Annotated in this window: 13 protein-coding genes; 7 read left to right on the top strand and 6 right to left on the bottom strand. The window is 43.5% G+C overall.

Annotated features, from left to right (window positions below):
* Positions 1-73 precede the first annotated feature (73 nt).
* The 3 genes from Q0Q74_RS08005 to Q0Q74_RS07995 all read right to left on the bottom strand — a co-directional run bounded on the left by Q0Q74_RS08005 (position 74) and on the right by Q0Q74_RS07995 (position 1,552).
* Positions 74-331: a hypothetical protein gene (locus Q0Q74_RS08005; protein ID WP_294429837.1), complete on the bottom strand. Its 258-nt coding sequence runs from the start codon at positions 329-331 to the stop codon at positions 74-76.
* 17 nt (positions 332-348) lie between these two features.
* Positions 349-603, bottom strand: coding sequence for a DUF4160 domain-containing protein (locus Q0Q74_RS08000; RefSeq protein ID WP_294429835.1), 255 nt, complete (start codon positions 601-603; stop codon positions 349-351).
* Between the two features lie 136 nt (positions 604-739).
* Positions 740-1,552: a hypothetical protein gene (locus Q0Q74_RS07995; protein WP_294429834.1), complete on the bottom strand. Its 813-nt coding sequence runs from the start codon at positions 1,550-1,552 to the stop codon at positions 740-742.
* A gap of 186 nt (positions 1,553-1,738) precedes the next feature.
* Between Q0Q74_RS07995 and Q0Q74_RS07990 the strand changes: the two genes are divergently transcribed.
* A complete protein-coding gene (locus Q0Q74_RS07990; protein WP_367268335.1) occupies positions 1,739-1,990 on the top strand; it encodes a type II toxin-antitoxin system RelB/DinJ family antitoxin in 252 nt (83 codons plus the stop codon).
* Between the two features lie 938 nt (positions 1,991-2,928).
* On the top strand, positions 2,929-5,016 hold the full coding sequence (locus Q0Q74_RS07985; protein WP_294429833.1) for a glutamine synthetase III: 2,088 nt from the start codon (positions 2,929-2,931) through the stop codon (positions 5,014-5,016).
* Between the two features lie 106 nt (positions 5,017-5,122).
* On the opposite strand, the gene Q0Q74_RS07980 is transcribed toward Q0Q74_RS07985, so the two are convergent.
* A complete protein-coding gene (locus Q0Q74_RS07980; protein WP_294429832.1) occupies positions 5,123-5,959 on the bottom strand; it encodes an RNA polymerase sigma factor RpoD/SigA in 837 nt (278 codons plus the stop codon).
* A 422-nt stretch (positions 5,960-6,381) separates the two neighbouring features.
* Between Q0Q74_RS07980 and Q0Q74_RS07975 the strand changes: the two genes are divergently transcribed.
* From Q0Q74_RS07975 to recR, 3 genes are read left to right on the top strand one after another with little or no spacing between them, the layout of a single operon-like run.
* Complete coding sequence (locus tag Q0Q74_RS07975) at positions 6,382-7,386, top strand: thioredoxin family protein (protein ID WP_294429830.1); 1,005 nt, start codon at positions 6,382-6,384, stop codon at positions 7,384-7,386.
* Positions 7,387-7,390: 4 nt separating this feature from the next.
* Positions 7,391-7,711: a YbaB/EbfC family nucleoid-associated protein gene (locus Q0Q74_RS07970; protein ID WP_294429828.1), complete on the top strand. Its 321-nt coding sequence runs from the start codon at positions 7,391-7,393 to the stop codon at positions 7,709-7,711.
* Positions 7,712-7,722: 11 nt separating this feature from the next.
* Complete coding sequence (recR, locus tag Q0Q74_RS07965) at positions 7,723-8,313, top strand: recombination mediator RecR (RefSeq protein ID WP_294429825.1); 591 nt, start codon at positions 7,723-7,725, stop codon at positions 8,311-8,313.
* A 24-nt stretch (positions 8,314-8,337) separates the two neighbouring features.
* Here recR and Q0Q74_RS07960 read toward each other — a convergent pair whose 3' ends face one another.
* Complete coding sequence (locus tag Q0Q74_RS07960) at positions 8,338-8,757, bottom strand: hypothetical protein (RefSeq protein WP_294429824.1); 420 nt, start codon at positions 8,755-8,757, stop codon at positions 8,338-8,340.
* Between the two features lie 162 nt (positions 8,758-8,919).
* Here Q0Q74_RS07960 and trpB point away from each other — a divergent pair, with 162 nt between their 5' ends.
* A complete protein-coding gene (gene trpB, locus Q0Q74_RS07955) occupies positions 8,920-10,191 on the top strand; it encodes a tryptophan synthase subunit beta (protein ID WP_294429823.1) in 1,272 nt (423 codons plus the stop codon).
* A gap of 77 nt (positions 10,192-10,268) precedes the next feature.
* On the opposite strand, the gene dnaX is transcribed toward trpB, so the two are convergent.
* Entirely contained in the window at positions 10,269-12,287 is a 2,019-nt protein-coding gene (gene dnaX / locus Q0Q74_RS07950) for a DNA polymerase III subunit gamma/tau (RefSeq protein WP_294429822.1), read from the bottom strand.
* Between the two features lie 159 nt (positions 12,288-12,446).
* Between dnaX and Q0Q74_RS07945 the strand changes: the two genes are divergently transcribed.
* Positions 12,447-14,189, top strand: coding sequence for a flavocytochrome c (locus tag Q0Q74_RS07945; RefSeq protein ID WP_294429821.1), 1,743 nt, complete (start codon positions 12,447-12,449; stop codon positions 14,187-14,189).
* Positions 14,190-14,191 lie beyond the last annotated feature (2 nt).

Below are 14,191 nucleotides of genomic sequence, written 5' to 3'. Positions count from 1 at the left end.
TTAACTATACATTTTGAGGCTTATGTTGAAAAGTAGAATTGAGAAGGCGACTGGAAGATGAAGAGAGAACATTTTACGCTGCTTCCCGTGCAATTTCCCAAATCAAGAAGGCATTGTTTTTTATGTAATTTTCCAAATCCATAAGCTCGTCTTCGGAGAAACCATAGGTTTTGCTAAATCTGTTGTTCGGAAGCTTGCCCTCGGCAAAATCAAATCCGCCCTTATCATTCGGACGCTCAAAACGGAAGTCAATCTCTTCAAAAATGCCGTTTTTGCGGATTTTGGAGAAAGTAAGAACTATATCATCAACTGTGCTGTAGTAAATTCCCATAATAAGCCTCCTTTAAATTAGACACCAAAATATCTTACCCAGCGAGTGATTATTGTCTCGCGGTTTGCATAAATGTATTTTTTGATTTTATTCAAGTCTTGTTCCGAAATCGTGCCGTCATTGTATGCAAGAGTAATTTCATCAGGCGTAACCCAAAACTTCGTCGCATTTTCCCGAGGATTGCCTTTGCAGACATGAATGTGCATTCGCTTTTCTTCATTTGACCAAAAAAAGAATTTGAAACCCATAAAGTCCATTAACGCTTTCGGCATGATTCACCTCTTGGTTTGAATTATATCACATAATCTTGATTTTGTACGAATTCATAAAAAACAACCGCCATACAGACAAATTGCATGGCGGTCTGCTTGCTTTACGCAGCGGCGGAATTGCCCGCCAGTTTATAAACTACTTGCTCCAGGTAACTTCGATAGGGTCAGTATGCATTGTTATTGGTGTATAATAGTTTGCTCCTTTGTATTCACATACCAGCCAGATATAAGCTTTTTCCAATGCATCGCCATGATAGATACTAGGATAGTTAATTCTACCTGCATAATCTTTTGTGTTAGCTACAAATTTCAGTGGATCTGAATTTGAACGCTCTGCATAGTTATAGACCTCTTGCGCTGTATCAAAATCATTTGACGAATTCCATTTGAAATAATACTTTGAAGCTCCTACATCATAAAATGAATAATCAAAAGAGTTGATGCTTTTTTCTTTTGCCTCAATTTTCAAATCGTTTGGAGTTGTTCGAACCGGAGTAAACTGGAATGCTTCAGATACGCAAAAAGCGTACTGGCCTACACCACTTTTTCCATCTGTTGTAATCATTCCTTGTGCGTCAATTCTGCAATACAAAGTTTTAGACTCTGTGTCGCTAAAATCATTCACAATGACCTGTTTGTTTTCATTTCCGTAAGAATAATACTCAACAGATGCATATTCTCCCTTCAATTTTTCCGCATCAGTTGCAAACTGGAAAGAAAAATCAATACTTTTTTTAGTCGGGATATCAAAACTGATTTTTACAAAGTTTGTTCCTTCAATCTGCTCGACTTTAAGGTTTGATGGCTGGAACTCTTCTGTGCTTTTGTACATCTTCGGTCCATAGCTTCCGCTTCCCCCGTCATCATCATCTGCACCGCAAGAAGTAAATCCGAATCCAAGTGCTGCAACCGCTGCGAGCACTGCCAAAGTTTTGATAAGTTTTTTCATTTTTAAAACTCCTACAAAATTTATTAATCTTGCATATATTTTAAGGAGCGCGCGGGTATAAAGATAGTGAGTTTTACGCACCGAAATTTGCGGGGGAGATTAGTGAAGCTATGCAAGCCGAATTTGACACATGCAATATACTGTGTTACATTGTAATTGAATATTACATATTTTGGAGGTGTTTGTATGGCTACAATGAGCATTAGAACGAACGATGAACGAAAATATTCTTTTGAGGGGTTTTGCGAATCAATTGGAATCACTGTAACTGCTGCTGTAAATATGTTTATGAACGCTTGCCTGCGCGAAAACCGTATTCCGTTTGAGATTAAGGCTGATCCATTCTGGAGCGAAGAAAACCAAAAACGGCTCAGAACATCTCTGGAGCATGCAAAGCAGGGAAAACTCACCAAGCACGAAATCAGTGAGGTTGAGTGATGGATAAACTTCGGGGAAGCTGATAAACTTAACTGTAAATGTACCTGTTACAGATTTGTTGTAAACGACAGCTGTACAAGTCAAGGTGTTTCCATTGAAGTAAGGCTCGATTGTAATTCCTGATTCAGTCTCTTGGTAAGAAATAGAATTAACCTGCTCAAACCAGATTGTCTGCCATTTTCCACGTGCTTCAACATAATCAGCAGTGCATCCAGCAAAGTTAAGAAGTGATTTATCATCTTTTTTTGCATAAACTTCAACGCTTGTGTATTCTTTTCCATAATCCCACTTTGTGCGGAAGATATAATACAGGCGTTTGTTTGTTGCATCGTAAGAGTAGTAGTAAGTCGCATCTTTTTTATTAGACTTTGAGACTTCCATAACACCATTGTTGAAGGTGACTTTCATGACCTCACCCCACTTAGTGTATTTCCATGATGTACCGTTAAATGGGTCTGTGCCAACGGATGCAGGCAGTTTTGATTTCAATACTGCAGTTTGTAACTTTCTGTGATGTTACGTCGCTTCCGCTGTCAGAATCATCGTCGGTGCTACATGCAGCGAGCGATACCGTAACCAAACCGACCGCAAAAATGCAATCAGTGCTGATAAAAATCTTGTGAACTTTTTCATAAGAATTCCCTTAGTTTTTTATTTTCAACTATTTTAGCCGTGCGCATAATGAAAGGAAGTGAGTGAACTCACCAAAACAAGCTGCGGAAGATTCTTTTAGAAGAAATTGCAAAGGAATTTCCTGCAAACAGGATTGACAAAAATTTTTCAACACGATATAAATAAAACAACAAACGGCAATGAGGTCGCAGGATTCAGTTCTTGCGACCTTTTTTATTACACGGCGATGATGTCGGGCATTTATGCGCAGAATGTCTGATATCATCGCCGTTTTTTTTGCTACTAGAAAAAAATAGGAGAAAAAAATGGATTCTGTAACATCAATTTTTGGTGAAAATGTCTTTAACGAGACGATTATGAAAGCACGGCTGCCTAAAGAAACTTTCAAGCAGCTGATGAAGACTATCGAAGACGGCGAAAAACTTGCCCCAACTGTTGCAAATGTTGTTGCAAACGCAATGAAAGACTGGGCAATCGAAAAGGGGGCCACACATTTCACTCACTGGTTCCAGCCGCTCACTGGCACAACTGCCGAAAAACACGATTCTTTCATTACACCTTCAAGCGAAGGCAAAGTCATAATGGAATTCAGCGGAAAAGAGCTTGTTCAGGGCGAGCCTGACGCTTCTTCTTTCCCAAGCGGCGGTTTGCGTGCAACTTTTGAAGCACGAGGCTACACTGCATGGGATCCGACTTCCTACGCTTTCATTAAAGACGGCGTTTTGTGCATTCCGACGGCATTCTGTTCTTACACTGGCGAAGCTTTGGACAAAAAAACTCCGCTCCTCCGCTCAATGCAGGCAATTTCAAAGCAGGCTGTCCGAGTCCTTCATCTTTTCGGAAATCCGGATGTAACCTCTGTAAAAACAACTGTCGGTCCTGAGCAGGAATACTTCCTTGTCGATAAAAATGTTTGGGAAAAACGCGAAGATTTGATTTTTACAGGCCGCACTCTTTTTGGTGCAAAATCTCCAAAAGGTCAGGAACTTGAAGACCACTACTTCGGTATGATTAAACCACGAGTTCAGGCATTCATGAAAGATTTGAACGAAGAGCTCTGGAAGCTGGGAATTCTTGCAAAAACTGAACACAACGAGGTTGCCCCGGCACAGCACGAGCTTGCCCCAATTTTCACGACGACAAACATCGCCTGTGACCACAATCAGCTTACTATGGAAGTGATGAAGAAAGTTGCGGCACGACATGACATGGTATGTTTGCTTCACGAAAAGCCATTTGCTGGCGTAAACGGAAGCGGTAAACATAATAACTGGTCCATTTCCACAAACACTGGAAAGAACCTTCTTGATCCCGGTGCCACACCTGAAAGCAACGCACAATTTCTCCTATTCTTGTGCGCTGTAATTAAGGCTGTGGACGAGTATCAGGACTTGCTCCGTATTTCAGTTGCTTCAGCTGGAAACGATCATCGTTTGGGAGCCAATGAGGCACCTCCAGCAATCGTTTCAATGTTCCTTGGCGACGAGCTTTCTCAAATCCTTGACTGCCTGGAACAGGGAAAACCTTACGGCAGCCACGAAAAAGAAAAGATGCAGATTGGTGTTACTGTTCTTCCTGAATTCAGCAAGGATACAACAGACCGAAACCGCACTTCACCATTCGCATTCACTGGAAACAAATTCGAGTTCCGTATGCTCGGTTCAAGCGAATCTGTCGCATGTGCAAATGTCTTCCTTAATACAGCAGTTGCAGAGGAATTGGCTCAGTTTGCCGATGAACTTGAAAAATCATCTGACTTCAAGGGCGATTTGCACAAGCTAATTCTCAAGACAATCAAAGAACACAAGCGCATCATTTTCAACGGAAACGGCTACGATGACGCATGGGTTAAAGAAGCTGAAAAACGCGGACTTTACAACCTCAAATCAACTCCAGAAGCTTTGCAGCACACTCTCGATGAAAAGAATGTCACACTCTTCGAGAAGCACGGAGTTTACTCAAAGGTCGAACTTGAGAGCCGAAATGAGATTCACTACGAGCACTACTCAAAGATTCTCAACATTGAAGCGCTCACAATGATTGATATGACCAAAAAACTTTATCTCCCGGCAGGTGCAAAATACGCAAAATTCCTTGCTGATTCAGTTACGGTCAAAAAGGCTCTTGGTGCAGAAGATTCTTACGAGACAGACGCTCTCAAAAAGGTCAGCGCTCTCACAGCAAAAATCTACGCTGAGGTTCAGAAACTTGAAGGCAATGTAGAGAAAGCTGGTTCAGTCGAAGGAGCAGAAAAGAACGCTCTCTTCTACCGAAACGAAATCTTCTCTGTAATGGGAACTTTGCGTGCGGCAGTAGATGCTCTTGAAGAGTTTGTTCCGGCAAGCGAATGGCCAGTTCCAAGCTACGCCGACCTTCTTTTCAGCGTAAAATAAACGAAACTACGATATAAAAAGGGGTGCCCAGTTCTTTTCTGGTAGCACCCCTTTTTTATGCTGACAGTTAATTAAAACTCGACAGTCATTCTATTAAGAGTTTGATTTATGCGACATATGCTTCAAGCCGTCGTTTGCGAGACGGTGAACGCAATGTCTGAACGGCACTGATTTCAATCTGACGGATTCTTTCTTTAGTCAAACCGCATTTATCTCCGATTTCCTTCAAAGACATCGGTTTGTAACCATTTAAGCCATAGCGCATTCGGATAACACGCTCTGCCTTTGGTTTAAGTGTCTTGAGGGCATCATCAACATCGCTTTTGAGGGCGGCACTGATAACGCTCTGCTCAGGACTTGGATTAATCTCATCCTTGAAAGTATCTCCAAATACAGCCTCGCTCTTTGTACTATCGACCGGAGCATCAAGGCTAATCATATCGCGGTTGAAATTGAGCAAATCGCGTACATAAGAATCTTTCATTCCCAAAATCTTGGCGATTTCCTTTACCTGATCTTCTTCGGCCTTGTCATTTTCAACAAGAGAGCGGGCTTTTTCAATCTGATACAAATCGTTAACCTTGTTCATCGGGAGGCGGATTGGACGGCTTCTGTCGCTGAGTGCTTTCTGGATGCTCTGACGAATCCACCACACAGCGTAAGAAATGAATTTGTATCCTTTTGACACATCAAAGTGGTCAACAGCCGTCATCAAGCCAATGTTTCCCTCGCTGATTAAATCTGCAAGTTCAAAGCCTCTGTTCTGATATGTCTTTGCAATAGCAATTACGAAACGAAGATTCGCATTTACAAGCTTATTTCTTGCCGAACGCGAACCGGCAGCTGCTTTTATTGCAAGTTCCTTCTCTTCTTCAGCCGTCAAAAGCGGAATACGGCTCAAATCTTTCATATATGCGGTAATTGTCTCGTCGTCGTATTTCATATCAAAACTCCTGAAAAATAAAGCGTTTACATGAAATACATAGCAAGTTTCGTGCCAAGATTCAGGGCGTATCCCCATTTTTTCTCTATTAATTTCGTTTTTTTCAAAAAAATCATTAAAACTGCATCAAATCCGCACTTTCTTTCTTCAGAGCACACAAAAAAATGGGGTCGGGCGTTCCGCAGTTCCGCTTTCGCTCCAGCCGCTTCCCCCGCTCACTTCGTTCGCTAAGGTCCAGCGGCCGCCTTCGGCGCAGCTCCATGCCCTTACGCAAAATAACTGTATCAAAAAAACACAGCACTTAAAAAGAAGCCATTCTCTGTATCATTTTGACACAGTACTGAAGAAGCATGCTTTTTGCAGACAGTTTAACAAATCCTCCAATTATGATAAAATGCACCATTATAATAGAGGAAAATTAAATGAAAAAACTTCTTAAAGTCTTTGCTTCAATTCTTTTTACAGCATCACTTATTTCATGCGGAAATAAAATTGACACCTCAGCATGGTTGACAAATTTTGATGACGCGAAAAAGGCAGCTTCATCTGAAGCAAAGCGAATTTTTCTGTTCTTCAGCGATGATGAAGGCGACAAAAAATCTTCAAAGCTCAAGGAAAATCTGTTTAACACACCTGACTTCATCAAAACCTACACAGAGAAATACATTCTCGTAAATCTCGACTATTCAAATTCCCGCTATGACAGCGACCAGGAAAACATTCAGAAAGACCTGAAGATATTTGAACTTTATGACGCAAAAGAAATGCCCGGATTCATGATTCTTTCTTCAGAAGGCTATGTCATGAGCCGCCTGGCTTTTGACGAAAATGCCGACCTCGATACAGCACGAATCACTTTTGGCGAAGCAGAACCCGATGTCGCCGAATTTGAAGAACTCCTTGCCAAAACCAAAAACGGCACAACAGAACAACGCCTCGAAGCAATCAATCAAATCTTCGAAAAAACAGACCCGGCATTAACATCAAGGCTCGCACCACTCAGCAAGTTGTACATTTCACTTGATAAAAAAAATGAGAGCGGCAAAGCTTCAAATCATCTGATTTCCCTCGCCTACACTTCTGCAAGCGAATTTTTTATGGACGGCCAGATTGACAAAGCCTGTGCAGAATTTGAAAAACTTGCCAAAAACAAAATCCTTACTGCTGAAGAAAAACAGATGGCATATTATACAGCAGGCTACCTTCTTGCAAGCAGCGGAAGCACTGAATTCGAAAAGGTAAAAGACTTTTTCCAAAAGGCCTACGATGCTGCCCCGGAAAGCGAAGCTGCCGGTCAGTTAAAGATTTTCCTTAAACAGATTCAGATGATGATTGACGGCGAAGGCGATGAAGCAACTGCTGTTGAAGAACAGAATGAAACCGCCCCAGCAGAACAGTCAGAAAACGAAACAGTAAATCAGGAGTAATAAAATGAACCCATTTGACATGGTAAAAAATCTGAAAAATCTTGAAGGCACGATGAATACAATGAAAGAAGAAATCGCTAAAATCAGCGAGACAGGTTCTTCTGGCGGAAACATCGTTCAGGTTACAATTAACGGCAAATTTGAAATGACTGGCATAAAACTTGACCCGATTGCAGTTGATCCGCGTGATGTACAGATGCTTCAGGATTTGATTGTAGCCGCTCATCATGCAGCTGTTGAAAAGGTTCAGGAAAAATACAAAGAAAAGTCGGGTGAAATGTTCGGCGGTCTTGGCGGAATGAACATCCCTGGGCTTGGATTTTAGGCTTCAAAGCAATGACAGCAATCGATGAACTTACAGACTCCTTCTCGCGGCTTCCCGGCATCGGAAAGAAATCAGCGGGCCGACTCGTAAATCATATTCTCAAGGCAGATTCGGCATGGGTTGAGCGTTTTGCAAATCAGCTTGCCACTTTACAGCAAAAGATTCACGCCTGTTCAATCTGCGGTGCATGGACTGAAAGCGATCCATGTCCAATCTGTTCAAATCCTATGCGAGAACAGAGCATCATCTGTGTTGTTGAGCAGCCACAGGATGTCGCAACGATTGAATCTTCTCACGAATTTTCTGGGCTTTTCCATGTTCTTGGCGGTGTAATTGCCCCACTCGAAGGAATCGGACCGGATCAGCTTAGAATTGCTTCTCTTCTCGAACGCGTAAAAAACGGCTCCATCAAAGAAGTAATTCTTGCCACAAATCCCACTGTCGAAGGCGACACGACCGCTTTATACATTCAGCGGCTGCTTTCCGAAGTCGAAGGCGTAACCGTCACTCGTCTCGCAAGCGGTCTTCCTGTAGGCGGTGATTTGGAATATGCTGACAGACTCACGCTCGCAAGAAGTTTCCGTGGCAGAATGAAGTTTTAAAAGGTAGCAGTGAGCAATTAGCAGTTATTTCCTAACCTTATAACACACGCTGCAGCCTGTAATCATTACATGTTTTTTTCCTTCAGTCCGGTTAAAGAGGCGGGCAATCAACTCTCCGTCCAGAGGCACATCTTTTCCACAGACCGGGCAGATTCTTTTTACACCCGGCTCTGGCCGCGGATAACAGTGCGGGCAGCCATGAACGGTCATTCGCTGATCAGGAGTGTTCATAGGCCGGTAAATTCGCGAAAACATATCCTCACCTTTTGCAAGCGGAGTTGAACACAGCGGGCACCTTACAAAATCAACTGTTCCATTCTCATTCTTTTGAGTTCGCAAGCCTTGTTTCTGGTCGGAATTCTGCTGAATCTTCTTAAATTTCATAAAAAGCATAAGGGCAAAAATCAGAATCACAGAGCCTAAAAACAAAAAGAAATAGTCCATGCTTAATTATCGGCGCGAAAGGTAAAAAATGGAATCGAAGGAGCTTATTGCCGTCCGAAATACGCTTTTCTTCTATTAAAATACTCAAACGCTTGACCAAAAATCCATTCTACTGTAGTATGTTTCTATAAATAGTAACATAAATTTCCAAGGCAGGTCATAATGAAAGATACACATTCAAATAACGGTTTTTTTGATAGTTTTGGTGGAAAATATGTCGCAGAAGTGCTTCGCCGACCGCTTGACGAGCTAGAAGTCGCTTTCAAAGAGGCAATGGCTGACAAATCTTTTACAGATGAACTTGAAATCATTCGCCGTGACTATATCGGTCGCGAAACGCCTCTTTATTTCGCACCAACAGCAACAAAATTGCTCGGTGGCGCACAGATTTACATCAAACTTGAAGGACTTGCAAATACAGGAGCGCACAAAATCAACAATGCGATTGGTCAGTGTCTGCTCGCAAAACGCATGGGTAAAAAGCGAATCATCGCAGAAACAGGAGCCGGTCAGCACGGTCTTGCAACGGCAGCTGCATGTGCAAAACTTGGCCTCGACTGCACAATTTACATGGGCGAAGTTGATGTCCGACGCCAGCAGCCGAATGTTGCCGCAATGGAACTGTACGGCGCAAAAGTTCATCCGGTCACAAGCGGAAGCCGCACTCTCAAAGACGCTGTAAATGAAGCAATGCGCGACTGGGCCGCAAATCCTGACACAACGCATTATGTTCTTGGCTCGGCACTCGGCCCTGCTCCTTTCCCGGACATCGTTCGCGAATTTCAGAGCGTAATTGGCCGCGAAGTCAAAAGACAGGCCTCAGAACGAGGAATCAAAATCGGAGCAATGGTTGCCTGTGTTGGCGGTGGATCTAATTCAATCGGATTTTTCGAACCATTCATAAACGAAAAAGAACCACGATTGATTGGTGCAGAAGCCGGTGGAATCGGGCCTAATGTCGGTGAAAACGCAAGCCGTATGACAGGAAATGCCGCCCGTGACGGAATCATGCAGGGTTATAAAAGCCGATTCCTGCTCGATGAAGACGGTCAGGCATTGCCAACACGAAGCATTTCAGCAGGTCTTGACTATTGCGGAATTGGCCCTCAGCTTGCAGCCCTCGGTCGCAGCGGTCGTGTTGAATTCACTTCGGTTCTCGATGAGGATGCTCTTAAAGCAGTCAGTTTCTTCGCAAAAAATGAAGGCATTCTGTTCGCGCTCGAATCAGCGCATGCAGGAGCGGCCGCAATTAAACTTGCAAAAGAAATTCCAAGCGACCAAGCAATCATAATCAACATGAGCGGTCGCGGAGATAAAGATGTGTTCATCACAAGTCCGGTATTCCGACCTACAAAATGGCTTGATTTCCTTCATGCTGAAATTGAGCGTCTTGAAGGCGGAAAAGATGTTCATGAGGCGGCAAGTTCTCTCTAGAAAAATTTAACAAAAAATCAGATGAGGGGTGGAGGCGGAATATGTGCTTACTTTGCGATTATGCTTTCAAAACGCCTCTACTCTTCATCTTCTTCACCACCGCTTACAACAGCTGCTTTTTCGGCATTAAGTTGTGCTGCTTCGGCGGCGATTTCCTGCTCGGTCTTCTTTGAGTGACCTACAATCTGACCTTTAAACAAATCACAAAGAATCTTAACCTGTACGGGCGCATTCTGCTCAACCGGAACATTAACGACCTGCTTTAACGCAACCTGAAAGCTCACCTGCTGCCCAAGAATTGAAGACAGGTACGAATTTATGTCTCGTATGTGAGAGTCAATCTGCATTTTAAGATAGCCGGAACTAACCTGAGTTGAGAACACATTTCCGTTTTTAATCCATGCACCAGTCTGATATAAAGAACTTGCAAGCATCGGGTCTCGCATCGAAATTTCTTTGATTGCTAGTTCACGGAAATCGCTTTCTGTCTGTGCCGCTGTTTGTTGAGGCGGTACAGCGCCGCCCTGACTAAAAGATTGCGGTGTCGGATCCGGCGGTGCAAAATCTTCGGTAAAATCAGCCGGAACATCCTGTTCTGCCTGAGGAGAAAATTGTGCTGCAGCAGTCGGTACTGACTGTGCCGGTGGCGGAGAAAATTGTGCTGCTCCAGTGCTCATTGCCGGTGCAGGATTTTCTGGCGGTGGAGCAAAAATGTTTCGGGGAGCGGCTTTTGGTTCTGCATCTCCAGGCACATTTGTAATCACCCTGTTTAAATAAGGATTTGAAGCCTGAGTTTGTGGTGCTGCAGGATTTTGACTTTGAGAATTCTGTGCAGGGCTACTTTGTTGAGCAGAATTTGGCGGCATCTGGATAAATTGCCGTTCCTGTGCGTTCGGCATGGCAGCAGACGGCGGATTTTGACGGTTCTGCTCGGTACCAGAGAGTTTTGCCCCCTGCATCAAAAGATTTTTCGCATCATCAATCGCTCTTTTAACTTCGCTCGGAGAAACATATTGACTCAACCAGCTCAATCGTGAAAAAGCAAGTTCCAGCTCGTATCGAGGCGAAAGCGAATAGCGGATATCACGGTAAAGTTGCAGAAGGATTGAAAGAGCACGCTCAATCTGAATCGGATTCCATGTCTGCAAAACAATCGGAGAAAATCTTTCGCGAGATTGTCCAAGCAACGCTTCTTTTGTGATTCCAGCCTTTATTAATAGAAGAGAACGCAAATAATCAGTGCAGTTCACAGTAAACTGTTCGATTGAAACGCCGTTCTGCAAGAATTCATCGATTTTGAGAAGTACTTCCTGGCTTTTATTCTGAGCCGCATCTTCAAAAACAGCGTTCAGACGGTCAACGCCAACAAGACCAAGTTTGTCACGGATTTTGTCATAAGTGATGTGGTCACCACTGAATGCCGCGACCTGATCAAAAAGCGTGTAAGCATCGCGCACAGAGCCAGTTGACTCGCGAGCAACCCAGTAAAGAGCTTCGTCATCAGCCTTGATGTTGATTTCGGCAGCGGCTTCAGCAAGAAGCTGTTTGACCCGCTCAATCGGAACGAGACGGAAATTGAACTGCTGACAGCGCGACTTGATTGTAGCCGGCACTTTCTGAAGTTCTGTGGTCGCAAAGATGAAAATGCAGTATGGAGGCGGTTCTTCGATTGTCTTTAAGAGTGCATTGAAAGCCGAGGTCGAAAGCATATGAACCTCGTCGATAATGTAAATCTTGTAGCGTGAACTCTGAGGCGGAAAAAGAACCTCATCTTTAATTTGACGAACATCGTTTACAGAAGTATTTGAAGCACCGTCAATTTCAATTACATCAGTGCTGGCACCTTTTGTGATTTCGAGACACTGCTGACATTTGCCGCATGGAGTGGCCGTGGGACCATTCGCACAGTTGAGAGCCTTTGCCAGAATTCGGGCAGTAGAAGTCTTTCCGCAACCACGCGGGCCTGAAAACAAATAAGCGTGTGCGATTTTCTGTGATTGGATTGCATTTCTGAGCGTTTCTGCAACAAATTCCTGACCAGCAAGAGCCTCAAAAGCCTGTGGTCTGCGACGGGTCGCGGTTACTTCATAAGACATAGGAATCATTTTATCTTAAAAAGTGAATGATTACAATTGATTTTACAAATTCAATTTTTGCTGATAAAATCAATTGATTTGTTCGTGTAGAGTTAGTCACAAAATTGCCACGCTTTCCGAACATCTCTAATCAAAATTGTTTTCTGGGGTCTCAAGAAAATGAGCTTTAAAAAACTTCTTTGTATTTGTTCTACTGCATTTTTTTTACTCAGCATGTCTTCATGCACTAAGGGCATCAAAAATCTCCATGACGGCACTTTTATCGGGAAAGGCAGCGGCAGGAATGGAATCATCGAAGTTTCAATCAATGTCGTTGGCGGCAAAATCACAGAAGCAGAAATAATCAAAGGCAACGACACCCCGGCATTCATGCAGGAAGCAAAATCTCAGATTTTATCACAGTTTATTCTAGAAGGCGGCACTGCAAATCTCGACACAATAAGCGGCGCAACAATCACATCTCACGGAATTCTTGACGCACTGGATGCGGCGATTGCGGCTTCACAAGGCTACAAACAGAAATCGCTCATTTATCACGACACTGAATGTGACATCGTTATCATCGGGGCAGGCGGAGCAGGTCTTACAGCGGCAACAGAAGCGGCCACAAAAGGAGCACGGGTAATCGTTCTCGAAAAAATGGGAATCGTAGGCGGCAACACAAATTTTTCAACGGGTGGAATAAACGCAGCATATACAAAGGAACAGCGCGCTCTTGGCATCAAGGATTCAAAAGAAGTCTTCTTTAACGACACAATGGCTGGCGGAAGATATCTCAATAATCCGACTCTCGTACGCAAACTCGTTGACGAATCAGCAGATATTGTTGAATGGCTTCAGTCACCTCTAATTGGCGCAGATTTAACTGATGTCGGTGCATTCGGTGGTGCAACAAACAAGCGGATTCACAGACCAAAGGGAGGAGCGGCAATCGGTACACACCTCGTTCCACTTTTGAGCAAATCGGCTCAAGCCCAGGGAGCTGACATCCGGCTTAACAATAAAGTCATTGATATTCTTGAAATGAACGGTAAAGCCGTCGGTGTAAAAGTTAAATGCGAAGAAAATGAATACACAATCAATTCAAAGGCTGTAATCATTGCGACAGGCGGATTCGGTGCAAATGCCGAACTGCTCAGTCTGTACCAGCCTTCTCTTGCAGGGTTTGCGACAACAAATCATGCGGGTGCCACAGGTGACATTTTGCCAATGGTCGAAAAATTCAATGCAGAACTCATCCAAATGAATTTGATTCAAACGCATCCGACAGTCGTTAAAGGCACAGGCTACATGATTACAGAATCCGTTCGCGGAAACGGGGCAATTCTCGTCAACAAAAACGGAAAACGCTTCGTAAATGAAATGGAAACGCGCGACATTGTTTCATCAGCAATTTTAAGAGGCCCTGGCAAAACAGCTTACCTCCTCTTTGATCAGGGAATACGAGAATCCTTAGCTGTAATCGAAGATTATGCAAGCAACAAATGGATGATTGAAGCAAAATCGCTCAAGGACCTTGCAGGAAAACTTAAAATTGATGCAACGAATCTTGAGCATACCGTTCAAAAATACAATCATTTCGTAACAGAAAGACTCGACTCAGATTTTGAGCGAAATCCTGCCAGTATGGACAGGCAAATCGCAAAGGCTCCGTTCTATGCCATTGAAGTAGAACCTGCCATTCACCACACTATGGGCGGCTTAAAAATCAATGAAAATGCACAGGTAATAGGAAAAGACGGGCTGCCGATTTCAGGCCTTTACGCGGCTGGCGAAGTGACCGGCGGAGTACATGGCGCAGAAAGGCTCGGCGGCAACGCAATAGCTGACATCTGCATTTTCGGTAAAATCGCAGCTGATTCAGCCCTTGATTTTATCCAAAAACGCAACTTAGGAAATTAAAC

The sequence above is a fragment of the uncultured Treponema sp. genome (genome assembly GCF_946187725.1).
Lineage (GTDB): Bacteria > Spirochaetota > Spirochaetia > Treponematales > Treponemataceae > Treponema_D.
Note: the sequence above shows the minus strand (reverse complement) of the source record. Positions and strands in the feature narration are given on the sequence as shown.